Raw genomic sequence first — 20,495 nt, forward strand, 5'->3', positions numbered from 1 at the left:
GAACTCGGTTCGGCCTTCCAGGTTGCGGGGGTGATCATGAGCGTCGCCGACAAGATCACAGCCGAGCTCGAAGATCTCCACGCGGACGAGACCTCGCCCGGAATGGCGGCCGTCGCACTTGCCCTCGCCAAGGCGATCGACGGCACGGACGTACCCACCGCGCAGGCGGCCGTCGCCGACAAGCTCCGCTCGATCATGGCCGACCTGCGGAGGCTGGCCCCCGTTCAAGTGAAGGGGGATGCGGTAGATGACATTGCTGAGCAGCGAGCGAAGCGCCGGGCAGCCGCCCGCGAGCAGGCGGCCAGTGAGTGACGACGGCCCGGTGTACGGCTGGCAGTGCCCGCCGATCCAGACCGCGCCCCCGGCCGTGTCGAGCGCAGGCCAGGAGGCCATCGACCTCGCGGCCCGGGCTGGTCTGCGGCTCGACCCGTGGCAGCAGCACATCCTGCGGGTCGGCATGGGCGAGAAGCCGGACGGCAGTTGGGCCTCCTTCGAGGTCGCGGTGAACGTGCCGAGGCAGAACGGCAAGGGCGGGGTGATCGAGGCGCGGGAGTTGTGGGGCCTGTTCATCGGCGGCGAGGAACTGATCCTGCACTCGGCCCACGAGTTCAAGACCGCCAAGGCCGCGTTCAAGAGAATCGAGCGCCTGATCCGTCAGACTCCTGACCTGCATAAACGTGTCAAAACGTACCGGCAGACCGTGGGAGAGGAAGGCATCGAGCTGCACACCGGGCAGCTGCTCCGGTTCATCGCCCGCAGCAAGGGCTCCGGGCGCGGCTTCACCGGCCACTGCAACGTGATGGACGAGGACATGATCCTCGGCGACAACGAGATGGACGCCCTGCTGCCGACGATGGCGGCCGTCGAGGACCCGCAGATCTGGTACCTCGGCAGCGCCGGTCTCGGCGCTCCGTCCGTCCAGCTGGGCCGCCTGCGCCGCCGCGCCCTGGCGGCGATCGAGATGGGCGAGCCGGACCCGAGCCTGAGCTACTTCGAGTGGTCGGTGGAGCCCCACATGGATGAGTGCCCGGCCGACTGCACGGCGCACGACGATGTGACCTCGGACGCCGCGGTGCTGAAGTCGAACCCCGGCATCGGGTACCGGCTGTCGCTGGAGAAGGTGGCCAATGAGCGGTCCACCCTCAGCCCGGCCGGGTACGCCCGTGAGCGGCTCGGTGTGGGCGACTACCCGTCGGACGTCGCGGACACCTGGCAGGTCATCGGCGAGGACGCCTGGCGGGCTCTGGCGGCCGCGGACTCGACCCCCAGCGACCCGGTGGCATTCGCGATCGACATGACCCCGGAACGGAGCCACGCCGCGATCGGTGTGGCCGGCGAGTGGCGAGGCGGCACGCACGCCGAGGTCGTCGACCACCGGCCCGGCACCGGATGGATCCTCGACCGGGCAGCCGACCTGCACGAGAAGTGGCACCCGCGCTGCTGGGTCATCGACGGCGCGGGCCCCGCCGGGTCGCTCATCGCCGACCTGGAGGAGCGCCTGGGCGTCACGGTCGTGCAGCCGAAGGGCCGGGACGTCGCCGCGGCGTGCGGCCAGTTCTACGACGCGGTCGCCGAGCAGACCCTGTCCCACCTTGACCAGGCTCCACTGGCGGCGGCTCTGGCTGGCGCACAGAAGCGCCCGCTGGGCGACGCGTGGGCGTGGGCCCGCCGCATCGTGTCGGTGGACATCAGCCCGCTGGTGGCGGTCACGCTCGCCAAGTGGGGGCTCGGCGTCGAGGTCGAAGAGGAAGGGGCGCCGAACCTGTGGTGAGGACCGCCGTTCTGTACGGCGTCGAAGCCGTGTGCCTGCTCGCGCTGCTGTACGGCGTGGCCCTGGTCTACGTGCCCGCAGCCTGGGTCCTGGGTGGCCTGCTGGGCGTCGTGGCCGTCGAGCGCGCCCATACCGTCCGGCCGCTGGCCACCCGCCCGAAGGAGCCGACGTCATGAGCCTGTTCGGTCTGTTCGAGCGACGGTCCGTGGAAAACCCTGCGGTGCCGCTCACGTCCGCAAACCTGGTCAGCCTGCTGGGCGGTACGCCCGGCAGGGCGGGGGTGGCGGTCACCGAGACCACCGCCCTGCACATGCCGGCCGTGTGGCGGGCCGTGGCGGTCGTCGCGAACGTGTCGGCGGCCCTGCCACTGCACGTGTACGCCGCCGGCACGAAGGACCGTGTCACGGTGGCCCTGTTGGACAACCCGCACCCGGAGCTCACCGCCTTCGAGCTGTGGCGGCTGGTGTACGTACACCGACTGCTGTGGGGTAACGCCTACCTACAGAAGGTCTTCAACGGCGCGGGTGCAGTGGTGCAGCTGTGGCCCATCCGCCCGGACCGAGTCAAGGTTGACCGCGAGAAGCCGACGCCGGAGAACCCCGGCGGCAAGGTGTTCTGGGTCCTGGACGACAACGGGGTCCGCCAGCGGCTGACGTCGCGGGAGATCCTGCACCTGCCCGCCCTGGGTTACGACGGCATCACGGGCTGCTCTCCGGTCCGTGCGGCCGCCGAGGGCATCGGCCTGGGCCTGGCGGCGGAGCGGGCGGCGGCGAAATTGTACGGGTCCGGCAACATGATCTCCGGGGTGCTGCAAAGCGAGCAGCGGCTGAATGCCGAGCAGGCCGCACAGCTCAAGGCCAACTGGAAGGCGAAGCTGTCCGGCTACGAGTCGGCCGGCGACATCGCCGTGCTGGACTCCGGGGCGTCGTTCCAGCCGGTGACGATGCCGTACAAGGACAGCCAGTTCCTGGAGAGCAGGCAGTTCCAGGTGACCGAGGTGTCCCGCATGTTCGGGGTGCCGCCGTTCCTGCTGATGTCCACCGAGAAGTCGACCAGTTGGGGGACGGGGTTGGAGCAGCAGGCGCAGGGGTTCGTCACGTGGGACCTGTCGCCGACATGGCTGACGCCGACCGAACAGCGCGTCACCAAGGAACTGCTGCCCGCCAACCAGTTCGCCAAGTACCAACTCGGTGGCCTGCTCAGGGGAGACAGCGCAGCGCGGGCGACGTTCTACCGGGCGATGCGCGACACCGGAGCGTTCTCCGCGGACGACATCCGCGACCTTGAGGACCTCACCCCGATCGGCGGACCTGAGGGCAGCATGCATCTTCAGCCGCTGTACATGGCGCCGCTGGGCAGCGACCCGACGGCCACGACCGCAGCGCCGGCGGGTGCCGAGCCCGCCGCGCGTGCCGCCCGGCACCTCGCGGCCGCGCACCGACTGCTGAACCCAGACCCACCCGAGGAGGGCGGCGACGATGACCCGCAGCACTGAGGAGCGCCGCGATCTCGCCCTGGCCACGGCCGGGGTGCAGCTGCGCGCGGCCGGCGACGGCCAGGGCGTGCGCGGCTTCGACGGCCACGCCGCTGTTTTCAGCCAGCGCACCGCGATCGGCAACCCGCTGACGTGGGGTTTCTACGAGGAGATCGCGCCGGGCGCGTTCACGAAGACCCTCGACGAGGGGGACGCCCGGTTCCTCGTCGACCACGACACCCGCCTGGTCGTATCCCGGGTGTCGGCCGGCAGTCTGCGCCTGGCGCAGGACGAGGTCGGCCTGGCGGTCGACGCCGACCTCGACACCCGCCTGTCCTACGTCAGCGACCTGGCGGTCAACCTCGACCTGCGGAACATCACCGGGATGTCCTTCGGGTTCCGCACCGTCAAGGACGAGTGGACGTCTGTCACGGTCTCCACGTCCGAGGGCGACATGGAAGCTGAGCTGCGCGTCCTGCGCGAGGTCCAGCTGTACGAGGTGTCTGCCGTGACGTTCCCTGCCTACGAGGGAACGGACGCCGCCCTGCGCTCCGTCGGCGTGGCCCTGGCCGCCCGCGGTGACGAGGCCGCCTTCGACCGCCGGGCCGCCATCCGGCCCGAACTACTCGACTTCCGCCGCGAGCCGGCCGCCACGGCGGCCACTCGGGGCAGCGACGCAACCCAGCCGGGAGAGACCACTGGGGGCCGTCAGGCGAGGCAGATGGAGCTGCTCGCCGCCCGCTACCGCCTGGCGCGGTAGACGCACCCACACCCATCCCCAGCCCCCGCCGCATGGCGCCGGGGCTCTTCGTGCTGGAGGCACGCATGCCCACCCTTCAGACCCTGCTGGACCAGAGGGCCACCGCCTGGAACAAGGCGCAGGAGTTCCAGAACCGCGCGGCCACCGACACGGAGCTGTCCGCCGAGGACCGCTCCGCGTGGGACGCCGCCCTCGCCGACGTCGAGCGGCTGTCCGCCGACATCGAGCGCGACGAGCGTCACCAGCGCCTGGCCGGCGTCGACTACACCCAGGTCATCGAGACCGGCAAGGAGTCCGACGAGGAGCGGCACGGCGGCACGGACAAGGCCGCCGCCTACGCCAACGCCTGGCGCTCCTGGATGCGCGAGGGCACCAGCGACCTCAGCAGCGAAGAGCGCAGCACGCTGCGCTCGGGCTGGGTCGACGGCAAGGAGTTGCGCGCCGCGGGCGTGGCCACCGGCGCGGCCGGCGGCTACATGGTGCCCGCCCCGTTCCGCGCCCAGCTCATCGAGACGATGAAGTTCTACTCGAGCATGCGCGACGTCGCCGAGGTCATCACGACCGACACCGGTGCCACGCTGCCGTGGCCGACGAACGACGACACGGCCAACGTCGGCGCGATCCTCGCCGAGAACAGCCAGGTCACCGAGCAGGACGTGACGCTCGGGACCAACGACGTCGGCGCGTACATGTACACGTCGAAGCTGGTGCGCGTCTCGCTGCAGCTGCTCAACGACTCCGCGTTCAACCTGGAGTCGTGGCTGGCCGGCGTTCTGGGCCGTCGCATCGGCAGGATCCAGAACACGCACTTCACCACCGGTACGGGCACCGCCCAGCCGGAGGGCGTGCAGACCAACGCGACGATCGGCAAGACCGGCACGACCGGTCAGACGACCTCGGTGATCTACGACGACCTGATCGACCTCATCCACAGCGTCGATCCGGCGTACCGCAACTCCGGTCGCGCCCAGTTCATGCTGGCCGACGGCACCCTGGCCGCGGCCCGCAAGCTGAAGGACAACCAGCAGCGCCCCCTCTGGGAGCCGTCCGTGCAGGTCGGCGTCCCCGACGGGCTGCTCGGCTACAAGTACACGATCAACACCGACATGCCCGTGATGGCGGCCAACGCCAAGTCGATCCTGTTCGGCGACTTCTACGCGGGCTACCTCATCCGCGACGTGTCGGACGTGCAGATGCTGCGCCTGGCCGAGCGCTACGCCGACTACCTGCAGGTCGGCTTCCTCGCGTTCGCGCGCACCGACGGCACGCCGCAGGACTTCAGCGCCTACAAGGCGTACCGCAACTCCGCGACCTGATCCGGCCCCGGCCCTGACGCCGACTCACAGGAAGGGACGCCCTCATGGCGACCAGCCCGAAGAAGGAGACCCCGGACAGCGGGGTCCTGCAGAACCCGCCCACCCCGAAGGCCGCCGAGCACGGCGACCACGACCGCATCGTCATGGCCTCGCGCCGGGCGGACGGATCGATGGACCAGGTCAACCCCGAGTTCATCGGCGACCGGGAAACCACCCTCGCCGCGAACAAGGAGCAGCTCGCCGTGCAGGCGGCCTCTGCCGTCGACACCGCCGCCCGCGGCGTCACCGCTGGGCCGGCCGAGGACGGTACCGGATCCAGCGAGCCGGACGCCGAGGTGAAGGCCCTCAAGGACGCCCAGGACGAGGCCGTCAAGGCGGCCGAGGCCAAGGCCGAGCGCGAGGTAAACGAACTGCACCAGGGCCTGGGTAGCTGATGGCCCGCATCCGCATGCTGACCAGCGTTGCGGGTGTGGACTTCGAGTGGCACGCCGGGCAGGAGATCGACCTGCCCGGCACCGAGGCGGCGAAGTGGGCGGACGGGGTGCGCGCCGAGCTGGTGCGCACCGCATCCGTCGAGACGCCCGAACGGGCCACCGCCACCGAGACATCCGCCCGCAAGCCGCCCCGCCGCCGTAAGCCGCCCGCCCCGCCGGGACCGTAGCCAGGAGGTGAATCCGTGGCGCTGGTGACGCTCGAGGAAGCCAAGCGGCAGCTGGACATCGACACCGACACCCACGACGTCGAGCTCCAGCTGTACGTCGACTCGCTGGACGCGGTCATCGAGGGCTACGTGGGCGTCGTCGAGCAGCGCGAGGTCACCGACGCCATCACCGGCGGCGGTCCCGCACTGTCCGTACTGCACCCACCGCTGCTGTCCGTGACCTCGCTTGCGGGCGGCGTCCCGGGCGGGAGCACCACCTACGCGGCCGACACGCTGGATGCGAGCCCGGCCGGGATCATCGCGCTCCAGGACGGCAGCCACTTCCCCGTCGGGCGGTACGCCGTGACGTACATGGCCGGCCGTGCGACGGTCCCGCCGACCATCAAGCTGGCGGCGCTGATCCTGCTTCAGCACCTGTGGCGCACCCAGTACGGGGCGTCCCGGGTGCCGGTCGGCGGGGCCGACGACTGGTCGGTGACGGATCCGATCCCCGGCTTCGGCTACGCGGTGCCCAACCGGGTGCTGCAGCTGCTGGAGCCGTTCAAGCTGCCGCCGGGGGTGGCGTAGATGCCGACGACCTCGCGCGTGCCCGACGCGGTCGACGCGCTGGTGGCCATCGTCGTCGGCCTTGCCCTGGACGGCGTGCGGGTCGTCGACGGGCCGGACGCGGTTAACGCCACCGAACGGCACCGCGTTCACATCGGCTGGTCCCCGTCCTCCGAGTCGGCCGTGACCTTGCAACAGCAGTGGAACGCGGCGGGGGCCCGTACCCGCGACGAGGAGTTCTCCATCGCCTGCTTCGCCGAATCCCGCGGCGGCGACACGGACATGGCGTTCCGCCGGCGCAAGGTGTTCGAGATGGTCGCCGCCATCGAGCAGGCGCTACGCGCCACGAGCGACGCACCCGAGGCACCCACCCTGAACGGCACGGTGCTCTGGTCGGAGCTGACCGCCGGCGACCTGGTCCAGTCCCACGCGGAGGGCGCGATCGCAGGCCTGTCCTTCACGATCGCCTGCCGCGCCCGCATCTGACCCACCCCTACCCGAGGAGTACAGCCATGGCGCGTGTGCGCTACCTGGGGCCCGAGCAGGTCACCGTGCCCGAGCTGGGCCGGACCATCGAGCCCGACGAGATCGTCGAGGTACCCGACGACCGGTTCGAGGGCTACGCCTGCCAGCCCTCGAACTGGGAGGTCATCGAGGAGCCGAGGGCCGCAGAGCCCGAGCCGCTCCCGCCGCTGAAGAAGATCGCGGCCAAGCCGCAGAAGACGGAGGGCTGATCCATGGCGATCGGATCGGGCCTCGGCGCCCAGCTCGGCATCGCGGCCGAGACCACCTACGGCACGTTCGTCGCGCCGGCGAAGTTCATCGAGTTCACCAAGGAGAGCCTCGCTCTCAAGAAGACCACCGCTCAGTCGGCCGGCATCGCGGCGGGGCGTCTGCTCCCGCTGTCGTCCCGGCGTGTGCTGACCCGCCGTGAGGGTGCGGGCTCCATCGAGATGGAGGTCACCAACAAGAACATGGGCCTCCTGCTCCAGGCGCTCATGGGCACGACGGTGACACCCGTCCAGCAGGTGGCGACGACCGCCTATCTCCAGACCCACACCCTGGCCAGCACCGCGGGCAAGAGCCTGACAATCCAGAAGGGTGTCCCGCTCACGACGGGCGTCGTCACCGACAAGACGTTCCTCGGCTGCAAGATCACGTCGGGTGAGTTCTCCTGCGGTGTGGGCGAGATGCTCACCGCGTCGTTCGAGGTGGACGCGAAGGACTGCGACGAGGCCCAGACCCTGGCCACCGCCAGCTACAGCAACATGTCGCCGTTCAACTTCATGCAGCTGGCGGTCAAGGCTGGCACCTACAGCTCAGAGACCGCCCTCGACGGGATCCGCAAGGTGTCCTGCAAGATCGAGCGGCCGCAGGACGTCGAGCGTTTCTACGCCGGGCAGGCCGGGCTGAAGAAGGAGCCCGTCGAGAACGACCAGGTGAAGATCTCCGGCACGCTGGAGACCGACTACGTCGGGACCACCTTGGACGACCTCCACACCAGCGACGCCGCGACGTCTCTGGTCCTGGAGTTCATCGGCCCCATCATCGCCTCGACCTACGCGGAGACGTTCCGGATCACGCTGCCCGCGGTCCGCCTGGACGAGGGCCCGCCGGTCGTCGACGGGTTCGGCGTCGTCAAGCCGAGCTTCACCTACGTCGGCCTGTACGACGGCACCAACCAGCCGAAGATCGAGTACATCTCGACCGACGTGACGCTGTGAGTCTGCGGTGCGCGATGTACGGCTGACCAACACCGGCAGCCTGCTGGAGCTGTCGCGGCGCCTGCGCGCTGCCGGTGGGGAGAACATCCGCCAGTCCATGCACCGCCGCATCCGGCGCGCGGCCGAGCCGCTGAAGGACGACCTCCAGAGCAGCATCCGCAGCCTGGACATCCGCTCGCGCGGCCGGGGCCAGGGCAAGCGGGGCGGGCCCTCGCCGACCACCCGGCCGCTGCGCGCGACGATCGCCGACGCCATCCGGATCAGCGTCCGCACCGGGGCCAGCCCGGGCGCCCGCGTCTGGGTCGACAAAGGCCGACTGCCGCCAGACCTGAGGAACATGCCGACGGTCCTCAACGAGGGCCGCGTCCGGCACCCCGTGTTCGGCAACCGGCGCCGGTGGACCGAGCAGAACGCCACCCCGCTGTGGTGGGACAACACCGTGCGCCGCCACACCCCCCGTATGGAACGAGAGGTCGCGCGCGTCCTGGACGACGTCCGGCGCCGCCTCGAATAGGAGCATCCGTGATCATCATCTACGCGCCCGCCGACGGGGCCGAGCAGCACTTCGACGCTGGGCCGGGCAAGCTGCGCGCCTCCGAGATCCAGATCATCGAGCGCACCGCAGACGGACGCTGGAACGAGATCAAGTCGGCGATGGGACAGGGTGACATCAACGCCATGCGCACCGTCGCCTACGTCCTGAAGAAGCGGGCCGAGCCGTCCCTGCGCCTGGCTCAGTTCGACCCGTTCGAGGGCGAGCTGCGGGTGCGCCTCGACAGGCCGGAGACCGAGGCGTTCGCCGAGCAGCTCTTCGAGAAGTACCAGGGGACGCCGGATCTTGAGGACGCGTTCGAAGAGCTGCGCGACGCCACGTTCGACCGTGAGTACGCGGAGACTGCGATCGCCGCCGTGACGGCCCCAAAAGTCCAGGCCCCCGCCGAGCCCGCACCGGAGCCGGAGACGGGGCCGATGGAGGAGAGCGCTCCTTCACTGACCGGGTCCTGACCTACCTGCCGCTGTTCGGCCTCTACCTCCACTGGCCGCCCGACGTCGTCGACGCGCTCACCGAGGAGCGCTTCGACTACTTCGCCGCCTGGATCGACCGACACGAAGCCGCACTACGGCAGCAGGGGGGTGAGTGATGGCGCAGCACCTGCGGTTCGTCCTCGACGGCGACGACCACCTGTCCCCAGTCCTGAACGGGGCCGGAGACGCATCGGCCCGGCTGCACCGTCGTCTCAACGACGACATGAACAACAACGGCCAGGCCGTCCGCCGCTTCACGCAGGACGCCAACGGCCGGCTGCGCGACCTGCAAGGCCGGTTCGTGTCGGCGGCCGACGCCCAGCGGATGATGGGCGACGGCACGCCCATGCTGATCCGCCGCCTGGGCGACCTCGGCGACGCAGGCGGGGATGCCGCTGGCGCGCTCGGCAAGGGCGGCGGCGGGCTCGGCGGCGCCATGATGGGCGTCGCCGCGATCGTCGGTCTCTCTCTGCTGCCCGCCCTCGGCGCGCTGGTGCCCATGGCGGCCGGGGCCGGGCTGGCGATGGGCACGCTGAAGCTCGGCTTCGCCGGCGTCACCGACGCCCTCGAGGCCCAGACGAAGGGCCAGAAGGAGTACGCGGCAGCACTGAAGAAGCTGCCCGCTCCGGCACGGGAATTCGTCAAAGAGCTGGTCTCGCTGAAGAAGGAGGCCAGCGGGTTCGGCAAGCAGATCCAGGCCGCGATGCTGCCCGGATTCACCAAGGCGCTGAAGGACGCGGCGCCCCTGGTGAAGATCGTGGGGCAGGGGATGACCGACCTCGGCGGCGCGTTCGGCAAGGCGGCCGAGGGCGCGGGCCGCATGTTCAAGAACGGCCAGTTCCAGAAGGACCTCAAGGACAACCTCGACATGGGCCGCCTGTTCGTCGGCGACATGCTGTCGGGGCTCGGTCGACTCGGCCGCTCGTTCCTGGACTTCGGCGCCGCCTCGCGGCCGACGCTGACCGTGCTGTCGGGCGGGATCCGGGACCTGCTCGGTGTCGGCCTGCCCGGCATGTTCGACGGGCTGAAGATCGGCATCGACGGATCGTCGAAGTTCCTCGCCGGGTTCTTCAGCATGCTCAACAACCTGCTTCCCGCCCTCGGCCGGTTCTCCGGTGAAGTCGCCCGTACCTTCGGCCCGCTGCTCGGGCAGATGTTCACCGGCCTGGGCGTTCAGGGCGCCGGGGCGCTGGACATGCTCGGCAACGTCGTCAAGGGCTTGCTGCCGGTCTTCAAGGACCTGGGCTACGGCGTGAAGTCCGTGATCGACCTGACGCGGATCATCGGCCCCACGATGGCCGACGTCGGAAGCGCAATCGTGGGCACGCTGCTGCCGTCGTTCTCCCAGCTCGACCAGGCCAAGGGGCCGCTGCAACGACTGAGCGACGCCATCCGGAACAACAAGGGCGCGATCCTCGAGGGCGCCAGAGTCTTCGGTACCGCGATCCTGGAGATGACCGGGTTCGCGATCCAGGCCGCGCCGACCATCATCCGCGCATTCGGGTTCATCTCCTCCGGGATCCTCGACGTCGCGAACGTGGCAGTGAGCGCGGCGGCCAAGGCGTTCGGCTGGATTCCCGGGATCGGCGGCAAGATCACGGCCGCGAACGCCGAGTTCGACCGGTTCCGCGAGAGCTACGCATCGACGCTGGACTCGGCGGCCGCGAAGGCGGATGCGTTCGCGGCGTCGTCCGCGCCGAAGTTGGCGGCGGGTCAGCTGCGCCTGAACATCAACAACTGGACCGAGCAGCTGGCCACGGCCAAGGCCAAGCTGAAGACGGTCCCGGCCAGCAAGCAGGCCGCGCTGAAGGCAACCATCGCCGACCTCACGGCCAAGGTTGCCGAGGCGAACCGGCAGCTGAGCAGCCTCGACGGCAAGAGCGCGACGGTCACGATCGCCACCTACTACCAGACATACGGCGCCAAGCCTCCGCTGGCTTCGGCCGGTCGCCTGGCCGCAGGCGGCCCGGTCGGATCGCCAAGCGGTGGCGGTGCGATCCGCGGCCCGGGGACGGGGACGTCGGACAGCATCCCGATCATGGCCTCGAACGGCGAGTACATGATCAATGCCCGGTCGACGGCCAAGTACCGGCCCCTGGTCGAGGCCATCAACAACGACACGCTGGGCACCGGCGTCGGCATGCCCGGCGCGGGTGCCGCGGTCGCGGCCGGCCTGGCCGCCGGGATGACCGGTTCGGCGGGCATGGTCGGCGGCGCCGCCCGGCTGATGGCGGCCGCCGTCACGGCCGGGGTGAAGGACGAGCTCCAGATCGCCTCCCCGTCGAAGAAGATGACGGCGCTGGCCAAGGACATCGGCAAGGGCCTGATCGCCGGGCTGACGGCGAGCAGGGAGAAGATCGCGTCCACGGCCAAGGACTTGGCCGCCGACATCCGCACGGCGTTCTCCGGAAAGAAGGAAGCCGGCCTCCTCCGGGCAGTCGACGCCCAGACGAAGAAGCTGCTGGGCATGGCGGCCGCACGCGACAAGCTGGCCACCTCGATCACCGCGGCGAGGCAGTTCGCGTCGACCGTCACCCAGTCCGCTCGGGACAACGCGGGCCTGTCCAACCTGGGCATGGACGCCGACCAGGTCACGGCCGGCGGCATCAAGGCCGGCCTCGCGACGAAGCTGGCGAACATCCGCCAGTTCACCAGCTACATCCAGATCCTCGCGAAGAAGGGCCTCAACAAGGGACTGCTCCAGCAGATCCTCAACATGGGCCCCGAGCAGGGCTTCGCCTACGCGTCCGCCCTGGTCGGCGCGGACAAGGCCACGTTCAGCGCCATCAACTCGCTCCAGACTCAGCTGCGGTCGTCGACCGACACGCTCGGCCGGACCGGCGCGGACCTGATGTACGACAGCGGCAAACAGGCCGGGAAGGGATTCCTGGCCGGGCTCGCCGCGCAGCAGAAAGACATCGAGAAGCTGATGCTCGGCATCGCCAAGGGGATGCAGGCCAGCATCAAGAAGGCACTCGGCATCAAGAGCCCCAGCCGGGTGATGGCGCAGCTCGGCGCCTACTCCACGCAGGGCCTGGCCGTCGGCCTGGTCGAGGGGGTGCCGGTCCTGGACCGCGCGCTGGGGACGGTGGCCGGGCGGTTCGCCGGCACTCAGCCGGTGCTGGGCAGGGCCGCCGCGGCCGCGGGCGGCGGCGGGAACCTGACGGTGCACCTGACGGTGAACGGGGCCAGCGATCCACAGGCCACGGTGCGCGAGGTCGAGAAGCTGCTGAACAAGTACAAGCGCGGCCGCGGCGGCGCGGCCTACGGGTTCGGCTGACGAAGGGGAGACGATCGTGCCGTTGCTGGTGGAGATGGGCTGGGGCGGGCTGGTCCAGTACCCATGGACGATCACGTGGACGGACATCACCACGTTCGCCGACGTGCAGCAGCAGGGGGTGGCCGTCACCCGGGGTGCGTCCGACGAGCTGTCGGATACGCAGCCGGGGACGGCCACCCTGTGGCTGGACAACTCCGACGGCCGGTTCACCCCCGGCAATTCGGGGTCGCCGTACTGGCCGTTCGTGCGGCGCAACGCGCCGATCCGGGTGGCGGTCGCGGTCATGCCGACGGTGTCCGGGTCGGCGCCCTACCCGCTCGCGCAGTTGGGCGATGACTTCGACGACGGGCGGATCAACTCGACGCTGTGGCCGACGGCGACGGGCAGTCCGACGGAGACGGCGACGGGGCGGCTCCGCATCCCGCTCGCCCCTGGGGTGGACACGAACTTCACGTCGGCCCGGCAGTGGACGCTGGTCGGCTCCAAGCTGACGGCGAAGCTCACGACGGTGCCGGCCGCGAACGGATCGTCGAACTGCGCCGCCTCGATGTGGGTGCTGTCGACAACGTCCGGGACCCGGATCGGCTGGCGCTACGACGCGCTGACCGGTGTCCTCGCCGCCATGTCGCAGGTGGGATTCGCGGACGGCACCCCCACCAACCTCACCTACAGCGCCATCGACCACGCCTGGCTGCGGGTGCGGGAGTCCGGCGGCAACGTCTACTGGGAGACGTCCGACGACGGCGCGTACTGGACGGTCCGGCGGACCCTGGCCACCCCGGCCTGGGTCACCTCGCAGACCGTGGCCGCGGACTTCCCCACCACCCGCACCGGCGGCAGCAGCGGCTTCGTTGAGTGGGACCTGGTCGGCGCCGAGGTGCGGCCCCGCTTCTGGGGTGTCGTCAACGAGTTCCCCGTCAGCTGGCGCGGCCTCGCTTCACAGACCCGGATCTCGTGCACCGACCTGTTCAAGTGGCTCAACCGCCGGCCACTGCTCAAGTCGATGCTGGCCGAGGAGATCCTCCACCAGTCCGTGCCCAGCGTGACCACCGCGCTCGGCGCCTACTACCCGCTCACCGAACCGTCCGAGTCCCTGTCCGCCGGCGACATCTCCGGCTCCGGCTCCGGGTCGCTCGCCGTCACCCAGGTCGGCGCCGGCGGCACGCTCGACTTCGGCACCGACGGCCTGGCCGAGACCGGCGACACCTGCGTCACCTTCACCCCCGCCAGCACCAGCGCGGGCAAGTATCTCGTCGGCGACCTCGGCGCCGCGTTCCAGACGAACAGCGGACCCTACGTCACCAGCATCGACTTCTGGATCAAGACGACGACGACCAGCCGGGCGATCCTCGGCATGTACGAGCCGTCCCTCGACCACCAGGTGGTGCTTGCCCTCGACGCCTCCGGCCAGCTGACCGTGGAGTACACCGACAGCGGCGGCACGCTGACGGTGTACAACTCGCTGCGCACGCTGAACGACGGCTCGTGGCATCACATTCTGTGGGACGGCAACCTCTCCACCCGGCTCTACATCGACGGCGTCGCCGGGCCGGTCTCCGTCCTCACCCCGGCCATGTCCGGGCTGCGCTTCCTGCACGTCGGCGGCTACCGCGGGGCCAGGATGTTCGTCGGGCAGATCGCCCACGTCGCGGTCACGTTCAGCACCGGCAGCATCGGCGCCACCCTGTCCCCGCTGCGCTGGTCGGCGGCCACGACGGGGTTCTCCGGGGAGGACGCCGACGCCCGCGTCACCCGCCTGGCCCGGTACGCCGACCTCAGCTCGGTGACGATCTGGGGCAGCACCTTCGACCCGATCGCCTCGCAGGGCCCGGGCGGCTCGGCGGTCGTGGCCCGGATGCGGGAGGTCGAAGCCACCGAGTCCGCCCGCCTGTTCGCCGAGCGGGACTATTACGGCCTCGCGTTCCAGTCCCGTGACCTGCGCTACAACCCCGACCCGGCATCCGAAGTGTTCACGATCGCCTACGCAGATCTGGAGACGCCCGACGTCCAGCTGGCCGACGACGACCAGAAGCTCGTCAACTCCCTCGAGGCGTCCCGGCCGGGCGGCGCCACCCAGCGAGTGACCGCGCCCGCCAGCATCCTGGCGTTCGGGGTGTACGACCCGGGCGTCCTGAACATCCTCAAGACCTCCGACAACAGCGTGCTGGACGCCGCGTACTGGCGGGTGTCCCGCTATGCGAACCCCGACCCGGAGCTGCGCGAGGTTCCGATCCAGGCGTACTCGATGTCTACCTACCTCGACATCCTCGACGCCGACATCAGCTCGTACTTCTCTGTCACCGGCATGCCGTCGCAGGCGCCGGCCTCGTCGATGCGCGTCACCGTCGAGGGCTACACGGAGACCATCAGGCACGCCGAGCACCTGATCCAGTTCCACACCAGCGCCTCTGTCACGGACTCCGTGTGGGTGCTGGACGACCCCACGTACTCCGTCCTCGGATCGACTACCCGCCTCGCCTACTAGGAGCCCCCGTGCCCATCGCCATCGTGCGAGCAGAGACGTTTTATCTGCCCCCCACGAGCCAGCCCAAGGACGCCTGGAAAGACGTGCCTGCGGCCGAGCTGGTCTGGAAATGGATCGAGGCCCGTATGGGCCGCCGCGTCACCCCGCCCGAGGGCGATGCCGACCAGTCCCCGTACTGGGCGCGCATCAACCAGAACCGTTGGGTCGCCGACTGCATCTGTGGCAGCGCCCAGGTCGTCAGCCCCACCGACCAGCGGTACGCGTGCACCGAGTGCGGATGGGGCTGGGTCGTCGTGATCTTCCCCAGCGACCCGGCCGCCGTGGAGGCCAGTCTTCTGCCGAAGGCTCCGTTCCTGCGGACCTGGTGGAACCCGCTGGACCCGCGCAACCCCGACGTCCCGGTCGTCGGTGACCCGGGCGGTGGCGTGTGACCTTCGCTCCCCGCACCTGGGTCGTCGGCGAGGTCGTCTCCGCCGCCCTGATGAATCAGGAGATCCGCGACCAGCTCAACTCGATGTTCGATCCGTGGACCACGTACACACCAACGTGGACCGCATCGTCCAACCCGGCCATCGGCAACGGCTCCCTGACCGGCAGGTACATCAAGATCGGGCGCAGGTGCCTGGTCTCCATCAAGCTCACGATGGGCTCGACCACTACCTACGGATCCGGCGGCTACAGCTTCGGCCTCCCGTTCACGGCGGCCGCCGGCGTCGACTACCTCGGCACCGCCCGGCTGGTCGCGGCCAACGCCTGGAACGGGCAGGTAGTCATGTCCGCCAGCTCGGCCGCGTTCAACTGCACGTTCCCCGCGTCGAGTACGGACACCCGGTCGGCGACGCTCGCCGCCACCGTGCCCGAGACCCTCGCCAACACGCATGTCGTCAGGGCGCAGGTCGAGTACCAGACCGCCAGCTGACCGCCCACCAACCTGCCGCCCCGAGCCGATGGCCGGGGCGTTCGTCATGTCTGGAGCACCATGTCCAATCCCCTCACCGCAGCCGCGGTCCTCTCCGCCCTCAGAGCCGAGGGCGTGACCGTCGTCGAGGTCGGCGACTGGCGCACCCACAACCGGGAAGGCCACGGCGCGTGGGGCCCGGTCAACGGCGTCGTCGTCCATCACACCGTCACCTCTGGCACGGCCAACTCGGTGGCCATCTGCCGCGACGGGTACGCGGGCCTGCCCGGCCCGCTGTGCCACGGCGTGATCGACAAGCAGGGCACGGTGCATCTCGTCGGCTGGGGCCGCACCAACCACGCGGGCTCCGGCGACGGTGACGTCCTCCAGGCGGTCATCGCCGAGCGCGCCACGCTGCCGGCGCCGAACGAGAACGACACCGACGGCAACGTCCACTTCTACGGCTTCGAGTGCATCAACCTCGGCGACGGCATCGACCCCTGGCCCGCCGTCCAGCTCGAGGCCATGGTCCGCGCGTCGGCCGCACTCTGCCGGGCGCACGGCTGGTCTGCCGCCTCCGTGATCGGACACAAGGAGTGGACGAACACGAAGACCGACCCCCGCGGCTTCGCGATGGCGGACTTCCGCGCCAGGGTCGCCGCGCGCCTGGCCAAGGCCCCCAGCACCACCCCGGCGCCCGCCCCTTCGACCCCGACCGCACCCGCCCAGGAGGCTGACGTGGCTGCCGCCCCAATGATGCTGTCCGAGTCGAACCCCACCGACGCCGAGCTGCCGTCGGGCGAGTGGGTAGGTCTGGCGTTCGCGGACCCGGTCGTCCACTCCGGGCCGCGTCTGCACCAGACCCTGGTGCACGTCACCCTCGCCGAGGACACCCCGGCCAGCGCTGCGGTCGAGGGCCGCTTCTACCTGACCGACACGGCGGGCAGGAACCCGTCTGCCTACCAGGTAGTGGGCCCCCGCTACGGCGGTGGCGGCCACCAGTTTTCCCTGTCCGGCACCGTCCCGGCGGGCAAGCACCTGCGGTTCCAACTGCGCGTGACGACCCTCGACGGCGGCCCGGTGAACCTGCTGCACCGCACCGCGTCCGGCCCCTACTGGGCCACCTCCTGACCCACCCCCCGACCCCACCCACGGAAGGACAACACGTGTCTGAGATCCAGCTGCCCCAGGCAGAGACCGTCATCAAGACCGCGGCGACGTATGCGAGAGACCTCGCCGAGCGGACCCTGGCGACGGCCGTCGTCGCGGCCGGCGGCGTGGCTGTTGCGGCCGGGCCCGCCGACATGTTCCACGCCTCGTTCTGGGAGACGATGGCCGCGGCCGGGATCGCCGCCGGCGGCACCCTGCTGAAGGGCATGATCGCCCGAGCGTTCGGCACGAAGAACTCGGCGTCCCTGGCCAAGGGCGTCTGATGCGCGCGGCGGTCCGGCGGCTCACCCGACGTCTGGGCCGCCGCGGCGCTCTGCTCACCCTCAAGGGCACGATCGCCACCCTGTACGGATACGGCCAGCTGATCGAGCCGCTCCGAGATCGGCGCGGCCTGTGCCTGCTCCTGAGGTGGGTGCCCCTCGAGGCGTGGGCCACGGCGTGGATCGTGGCCGGGCTGACCGCCCTGCTCTGTGCCTGGCTGCCGCAGGGCCGCGACTGGCCCGGCTTCCTCGCCGTCTGGGCGATCACCGCCCCGTGGTCGATGGCGTACCTGGTGGCGTGGTGGCCGCTCGGCGAATATCCCAGAGGGTGGGTCGCAGCCTTGATCTTCGGCGCGTTCGGTGCGGTGTGCCTGGTGGCGATCGGCTGGGACGAACCGCCGCGCGCGAGAACGGAGCCCACGGATGGGCGCTGAGATGCTGACCGCACTGTCCGCGCTGGCCGTCGCCACGGTGACCGCTGGAGGCATGGTCCTCACGGCCATCGTCGGCCGGCGGCCGCCGCGCGGGCAGCAGCGGCGGGACGACTTCACCACGATCGTCGGCGAACTACGCACGAGCCTCGGCGAGGTGAAGTCGGAGCTGGCCGAGCAGAAGGCACAGTCCGAGCGGGACCGGTCACGGATCGGCGCGCAGGACTTCGCGCTGCGCTACGTCGCTGGCTGGTGTCGGACGCTGGTCGGTTACATGCGGGATCAGCGGCTGGAGCCGCCGCCCCCACCGCAGCCCGTGCCGGACGAGGTGCGTCCCTACCTGCACGACCTGAACACCTGACAGCGGCCCCGCTCTCCTCCGGGAGGGCGGGGCCGCTTTCGTGCGTCCGGGAACCTACTCCGGGGGCCGGTTGTAGCTGTCCAGCACGGCCTTCGTTGTCGACGCGTCCATCAGCCGCAGCTCCCACGGCCCCGTGTTCACGTCGAACTCCTTCCCGAACCCGACCCACTTCCCGGCCATCCGCCGGCCCGTCGGCTCGACCAACATCTGTAGCGCCCCGAAGTAGCGGGCCCCGCGGTAGTAGCCCTCGGCGGCCGTCTGCTCGGTCCACGTCCCAGTCACCGTGCTGCCGTCGACCTGAAGGTCGAGGGTCAGCGGACTGTCCGGGTTGAGGGATCCGTTCGGCAGACTCCGGCCGGTGAGCCGGTTGCCGTGCTGAAGCAGCACCACGAAGTGCTTACCCGTGAACACCTGGTCGTCCCGCCCACTGGACACGAACTCGTATGTGCTCAGCCACACGCCCGAGTAGTTCCCGCGCGGTGCGGCCTGCGGTGTCGGAGACCCGGCCGCGACGGGGATACCGACGGGTGAGCCTTGGAGGTCGTGGCCGCCGTGCCCGTCCTCGGAGATCCGCACCAGGGCCGGGGCGGGGAAGCCGAGCGCTTCTATGGGCAGGCCTGTGACGGCCTCCAGGGCGCGCGCGTAGACCGGCCGGGGTGCGACGGTCGTGCCGCTCTCCCACCGCTGTACGAGCCGCTTGGAGGCGTCGTTCGGGGAGCCGGTGCGATGCCCGGCATCGCGGATGGCGCGGGCGAATTCGTCCTGACTCAGAAGCAGCCCCATACGGACCGCCCGGAGGGTGCTGTTCGGCGTGCTCATGCAGATCACGGTAGCCCTCACACCCGGAAAATGACACCGGAATGACGTCCCACTGGACGCCGACATGACGCCTCTGACGTCGTCGCGGCACATGCCGCATCAGGACGACGGTAGCCGGAAGCAGAAAGCCCCGGCGACCGCGCGAACGGCCCCGGAGCGTGGCCAACCTGAGAGAGCAGGTCGACGTGCCGAACGCTACAGCGCAGCCTCCACCGGCGGCAGAGCATCCCCCGGCCGATCCGCCAGACATCGCCACCATGCGGGAGACCGCGCGGATCCTGCTCGACCCCGACGCCGTCGCCCTCGCCCCGGCCGGGCCCGAGTTGGACACGCTGACGCTGGCCACACGCGGGCACCTCGAGCTGCTGATCCCCGACGTAGAGCAGGCGGCCAGCCGACTGAAGCGCGACAGCATCCCCCGCTACTGCGCGCTCGCCTGCCTCGGGGAGGCGCGCGGAAAGCTGCGAGCCGAGCCCAGCCGCGCACCCGGCGGCGCCCTCGTCTACGCCCGGAAGCTGGCCCGCGTCCTCGGCGCCCTCTGCGACCACTACGAGACGCTCAGCCGGAGCTGAGACCCAGACTCCTGCCGCGGCCTGCGCTACGGCGCGCCGACAGCAGGAACGCCCGGGCCGTATCCCGCGAAGAACCCGGCCCGGGCGCCAGTCCCCATCCGCAACCAGCGAAGGAGACGCACGTGACCATACCGCCGGGACCCATGCCCGACCCGGGACCCATGCCCGCGCTCGCCCGCATGCTCATCACCGACGAACAGTTCGCCGGCTGCCGCAACACCGTGATGGACGGCAACCCGGACATGGCCGAAGAGATGGCCAGCCGGATCGTCGAGGAGGGCCTCAAGTTCGTGGCCGCATGCTCCCGCAACCCGGGCGTCGGCCTCGCCCCGTCGCGGATCGTGGACGAGGGCTGGCACGCCCTCATCCTCCACACCGCCACCTACGCCGACCTCTGCCAGCGGCTCGGCGGCGCCTTCGTGCACCACTTCCCCGGGTGGGATCCGACGAACTACGACCCGCCGATCCTCGACCGGACCCGCGAGAAGATCACCGAACTCGGGTGGGAGGCGGACCCGCAGCTGTGGGGGCCGCCGTCCGACGAGACGCTCGCGTCCGTGGCGGCGAAGTGCCAGCACTCCGGGGACTGCACCATCGTCATCACGAAGCCGAAGCCCGGCGGCGTGGTCTAGCCTCCCTGCTGAAGGGAGGCCGCATGTCCGAGTGGATCGACCCGCGGTACGCGGAAGTGGTGGCGGCGTGGAAGCGCACGCAGCAGCCTCAGTCCCGTGACCCGCAGCCGCAGCCCAAGCGGGGCTTCATCGTCCCGCCCAAGGGGTGACGCACTACCAGCAGCAGCTCGCCCGCCCTCGTACCCCAGGCGTCATGAGGGCGGGCGGAAACGCGGCCCCGCCGGCATCCCGTTGCCGACCGGGGCCGCACCCATGCCCAACCTTGGAATCCAAGGTACGAGCCGAAGCCCTCGAACCGCTCCACATAAC

General features: G+C 70.4%; 26 protein-coding genes. 25 read left to right on the forward strand and 1 reads right to left on the reverse strand.

The features are described from left to right. Positions 1–36 precede the first annotated feature (36 nt). The 22 genes from ACIRPU_RS12540 to ACIRPU_RS12645 all read left to right on the forward strand — a co-directional run bounded on the left by ACIRPU_RS12540 (position 37) and on the right by ACIRPU_RS12645 (position 18,163). Positions 37–312 carry a hypothetical protein gene (locus ACIRPU_RS12540; RefSeq protein ID WP_403865437.1) on the forward strand — a complete coding sequence of 92 codons (276 nt, stop codon included), beginning with the start codon at positions 37–39 and terminating at the stop codon, positions 310–312. After that, positions 305–1,771, forward strand: a complete 1,467-nt coding sequence (locus ACIRPU_RS12545; RefSeq protein ID WP_403865440.1) for a terminase — start codon at positions 305–307, stop codon at positions 1,769–1,771. Before ACIRPU_RS12540 ends, ACIRPU_RS12545 begins: the two co-directional genes overlap by 8 nt. Next, on the forward strand, positions 1,765–1,947 hold the full coding sequence (locus ACIRPU_RS12550; RefSeq protein ID WP_403865442.1) for a hypothetical protein: 183 nt from the start codon (positions 1,765–1,767) through the stop codon (positions 1,945–1,947). The genes ACIRPU_RS12545 and ACIRPU_RS12550 overlap by 7 nt, the downstream gene beginning before the upstream one ends. After that, on the forward strand, positions 1,944–3,266 hold the full coding sequence (locus ACIRPU_RS12555; RefSeq protein ID WP_403865445.1) for a phage portal protein: 1,323 nt from the start codon (positions 1,944–1,946) through the stop codon (positions 3,264–3,266). Before ACIRPU_RS12550 ends, ACIRPU_RS12555 begins: the two co-directional genes overlap by 4 nt. Further along, on the forward strand, positions 3,250–4,005 hold the full coding sequence (locus ACIRPU_RS12560; protein WP_403865448.1) for an HK97 family phage prohead protease: 756 nt from the start codon (positions 3,250–3,252) through the stop codon (positions 4,003–4,005). Before ACIRPU_RS12555 ends, ACIRPU_RS12560 begins: the two co-directional genes overlap by 17 nt. Before the next feature lie 65 nt (positions 4,006–4,070). Beyond that, positions 4,071–5,321, forward strand: a complete 1,251-nt coding sequence (locus tag ACIRPU_RS12565) for a phage major capsid protein (RefSeq protein WP_403865451.1) — start codon at positions 4,071–4,073, stop codon at positions 5,319–5,321. A 44-nt stretch (positions 5,322–5,365) separates the two neighbouring features. Then, the gene (locus tag ACIRPU_RS12570) at positions 5,366–5,755 is read left to right on the forward strand and encodes a hypothetical protein (protein ID WP_403865454.1); all 390 of its coding nucleotides are present in this window, start codon (positions 5,366–5,368) and stop codon (positions 5,753–5,755) included. Then, positions 5,755–5,982: a hypothetical protein gene (locus ACIRPU_RS12575; RefSeq protein WP_403865457.1), complete on the forward strand. Its 228-nt coding sequence runs from the start codon at positions 5,755–5,757 to the stop codon at positions 5,980–5,982. Before ACIRPU_RS12570 ends, ACIRPU_RS12575 begins: the two co-directional genes overlap by 1 nt. Positions 5,983–5,997: 15 nt before the next feature. Then, complete coding sequence (locus ACIRPU_RS12580; RefSeq protein WP_403865460.1) at positions 5,998–6,549, forward strand: head-tail connector protein; 552 nt, start codon at positions 5,998–6,000, stop codon at positions 6,547–6,549. After that, the gene (locus tag ACIRPU_RS12585) at positions 6,550–7,014 is read left to right on the forward strand and encodes a hypothetical protein (protein WP_403865463.1); all 465 of its coding nucleotides are present in this window, start codon (positions 6,550–6,552) and stop codon (positions 7,012–7,014) included. A gap of 26 nt (positions 7,015–7,040) precedes the next feature. After that, complete coding sequence (locus ACIRPU_RS12590; RefSeq protein ID WP_403865466.1) at positions 7,041–7,262, forward strand: hypothetical protein; 222 nt, start codon at positions 7,041–7,043, stop codon at positions 7,260–7,262. Between the two features lie 3 nt (positions 7,263–7,265). Next, positions 7,266–8,252 (forward strand): phage tail tube protein, encoded by a 987-nt coding sequence (locus tag ACIRPU_RS12595; protein WP_403865469.1) that lies wholly within the window; start codon positions 7,266–7,268, stop codon positions 8,250–8,252. Positions 8,253–8,259: 7 nt separating this feature from the next. Continuing rightward, positions 8,260–8,766: a hypothetical protein gene (locus ACIRPU_RS12600; protein WP_403865472.1), complete on the forward strand. Its 507-nt coding sequence runs from the start codon at positions 8,260–8,262 to the stop codon at positions 8,764–8,766. Positions 8,767–8,774: 8 nt separating this feature from the next. After that, positions 8,775–9,257, forward strand: a complete 483-nt coding sequence (locus tag ACIRPU_RS12605) for a hypothetical protein (protein WP_403865475.1) — start codon at positions 8,775–8,777, stop codon at positions 9,255–9,257. A gap of 136 nt (positions 9,258–9,393) precedes the next feature. Further along, the gene (locus ACIRPU_RS12610; RefSeq protein WP_403865478.1) at positions 9,394–12,558 is read left to right on the forward strand and encodes a hypothetical protein; all 3,165 of its coding nucleotides are present in this window, start codon (positions 9,394–9,396) and stop codon (positions 12,556–12,558) included. A 16-nt stretch (positions 12,559–12,574) separates the two neighbouring features. Further along, positions 12,575–15,043, forward strand: coding sequence for a LamG-like jellyroll fold domain-containing protein (locus tag ACIRPU_RS12615; protein WP_403865481.1), 2,469 nt, complete (start codon positions 12,575–12,577; stop codon positions 15,041–15,043). Positions 15,044–15,051: 8 nt separating this feature from the next. Beyond that, complete coding sequence (locus ACIRPU_RS12620) at positions 15,052–15,474, forward strand: hypothetical protein (RefSeq protein ID WP_403865484.1); 423 nt, start codon at positions 15,052–15,054, stop codon at positions 15,472–15,474. After that, entirely contained in the window at positions 15,471–15,962 is a 492-nt protein-coding gene (locus tag ACIRPU_RS12625) for a hypothetical protein (RefSeq protein ID WP_403865487.1), read from the forward strand. The genes ACIRPU_RS12620 and ACIRPU_RS12625 overlap by 4 nt, the downstream gene beginning before the upstream one ends. A 60-nt stretch (positions 15,963–16,022) precedes the next feature. Next, positions 16,023–17,072, forward strand: a complete 1,050-nt coding sequence (locus tag ACIRPU_RS12630; RefSeq protein ID WP_403865489.1) for an N-acetylmuramoyl-L-alanine amidase — start codon at positions 16,023–16,025, stop codon at positions 17,070–17,072. Between the two features lie 35 nt (positions 17,073–17,107). Then, positions 17,108–17,374: a hypothetical protein gene (locus ACIRPU_RS12635; RefSeq protein WP_403865492.1), complete on the forward strand. Its 267-nt coding sequence runs from the start codon at positions 17,108–17,110 to the stop codon at positions 17,372–17,374. Then, entirely contained in the window at positions 17,374–17,805 is a 432-nt protein-coding gene (locus tag ACIRPU_RS12640) for a hypothetical protein (protein ID WP_403865495.1), read from the forward strand. The genes ACIRPU_RS12635 and ACIRPU_RS12640 overlap by 1 nt, the downstream gene beginning before the upstream one ends. Beyond that, entirely contained in the window at positions 17,795–18,163 is a 369-nt protein-coding gene (locus ACIRPU_RS12645; RefSeq protein ID WP_403865498.1) for a hypothetical protein, read from the forward strand. Before ACIRPU_RS12640 ends, ACIRPU_RS12645 begins: the two co-directional genes overlap by 11 nt. A 54-nt stretch (positions 18,164–18,217) precedes the next feature. On the opposite strand, the gene ACIRPU_RS12650 is transcribed toward ACIRPU_RS12645, so the two are convergent. Then, positions 18,218–18,982 carry a helix-turn-helix domain-containing protein gene (locus ACIRPU_RS12650; protein ID WP_403865501.1) on the reverse strand — a complete coding sequence of 255 codons (765 nt, stop codon included), beginning with the start codon at positions 18,980–18,982 and terminating at the stop codon, positions 18,218–18,220. 257 nt (positions 18,983–19,239) lie between these two features. Here ACIRPU_RS12650 and ACIRPU_RS12655 point away from each other — a divergent pair, with 257 nt between their 5' ends. From ACIRPU_RS12655 to ACIRPU_RS12665, 3 genes are all read left to right on the forward strand, one after another. Then, on the forward strand, positions 19,240–19,554 hold the full coding sequence (locus ACIRPU_RS12655; protein WP_403865504.1) for a DUF6415 family natural product biosynthesis protein: 315 nt from the start codon (positions 19,240–19,242) through the stop codon (positions 19,552–19,554). Between the two features lie 161 nt (positions 19,555–19,715). After that, positions 19,716–20,186: a glycine-rich domain-containing protein gene (locus ACIRPU_RS12660; protein WP_403866239.1), complete on the forward strand. Its 471-nt coding sequence runs from the start codon at positions 19,716–19,718 to the stop codon at positions 20,184–20,186. A gap of 23 nt (positions 20,187–20,209) precedes the next feature. Further along, on the forward strand, positions 20,210–20,335 hold the full coding sequence (locus ACIRPU_RS12665) for a hypothetical protein (protein WP_403865507.1): 126 nt from the start codon (positions 20,210–20,212) through the stop codon (positions 20,333–20,335). Positions 20,336–20,495: the final 160 nt, after the last annotated feature.

Origin of the sequence: Streptomyces sp. NPDC102259 (genome assembly GCF_044766465.1) — a bacterium.
Classification (GTDB): domain Bacteria; phylum Actinomycetota; class Actinomycetes; order Streptomycetales; family Streptomycetaceae; genus Streptomyces.

Excerpts from the sequence above, each read along its gene's own strand:
- ACIRPU_RS12540 (WP_403865437.1), top strand. The coding sequence starts at position 37 with ATGAGCGTCGCCGACAAGATCACAGCCGAGCTCGAAGATCTCCACGCG.
- ACIRPU_RS12555 (WP_403865445.1), top strand. The coding sequence starts at position 1,944 with ATGAGCCTGTTCGGTCTGTTCGAGCGACGGTCCGTGGAAAACCCTGCG.
- ACIRPU_RS12560 (WP_403865448.1), top strand. The coding sequence starts at position 3,250 with ATGACCCGCAGCACTGAGGAGCGCCGCGATCTCGCCCTGGCCACGGCC.
- ACIRPU_RS12565 (WP_403865451.1), top strand. The coding sequence starts at position 4,071 with ATGCCCACCCTTCAGACCCTGCTGGACCAGAGGGCCACCGCCTGGAAC.
- ACIRPU_RS12570 (WP_403865454.1), top strand. The coding sequence starts at position 5,366 with ATGGCGACCAGCCCGAAGAAGGAGACCCCGGACAGCGGGGTCCTGCAG.
- ACIRPU_RS12575 (WP_403865457.1), top strand. The coding sequence starts at position 5,755 with ATGGCCCGCATCCGCATGCTGACCAGCGTTGCGGGTGTGGACTTCGAG.
- ACIRPU_RS12585 (WP_403865463.1), top strand. The coding sequence starts at position 6,550 with ATGCCGACGACCTCGCGCGTGCCCGACGCGGTCGACGCGCTGGTGGCC.
- ACIRPU_RS12590 (WP_403865466.1), top strand. The coding sequence starts at position 7,041 with ATGGCGCGTGTGCGCTACCTGGGGCCCGAGCAGGTCACCGTGCCCGAG.
- ACIRPU_RS12595 (WP_403865469.1), top strand. The coding sequence starts at position 7,266 with ATGGCGATCGGATCGGGCCTCGGCGCCCAGCTCGGCATCGCGGCCGAG.
- ACIRPU_RS12610 (WP_403865478.1), top strand. The coding sequence starts at position 9,394 with ATGGCGCAGCACCTGCGGTTCGTCCTCGACGGCGACGACCACCTGTCC.
- ACIRPU_RS12630 (WP_403865489.1), top strand. The coding sequence starts at position 16,023 with ATGTCCAATCCCCTCACCGCAGCCGCGGTCCTCTCCGCCCTCAGAGCC.
- ACIRPU_RS12640 (WP_403865495.1), top strand. The coding sequence starts at position 17,374 with ATGCGCGCGGCGGTCCGGCGGCTCACCCGACGTCTGGGCCGCCGCGGC.
- ACIRPU_RS12645 (WP_403865498.1), top strand. The coding sequence starts at position 17,795 with ATGGGCGCTGAGATGCTGACCGCACTGTCCGCGCTGGCCGTCGCCACG.
- ACIRPU_RS12650 (WP_403865501.1), bottom strand. The coding sequence starts at position 18,982 with ATGAGCACGCCGAACAGCACCCTCCGGGCGGTCCGTATGGGGCTGCTT.
- ACIRPU_RS12655 (WP_403865504.1), top strand. The coding sequence starts at position 19,240 with ATGCGGGAGACCGCGCGGATCCTGCTCGACCCCGACGCCGTCGCCCTC.
- ACIRPU_RS12660 (WP_403866239.1), top strand. The coding sequence starts at position 19,716 with ATGCCCGCGCTCGCCCGCATGCTCATCACCGACGAACAGTTCGCCGGC.
- ACIRPU_RS12665 (WP_403865507.1), top strand. The coding sequence starts at position 20,210 with ATGTCCGAGTGGATCGACCCGCGGTACGCGGAAGTGGTGGCGGCGTGG.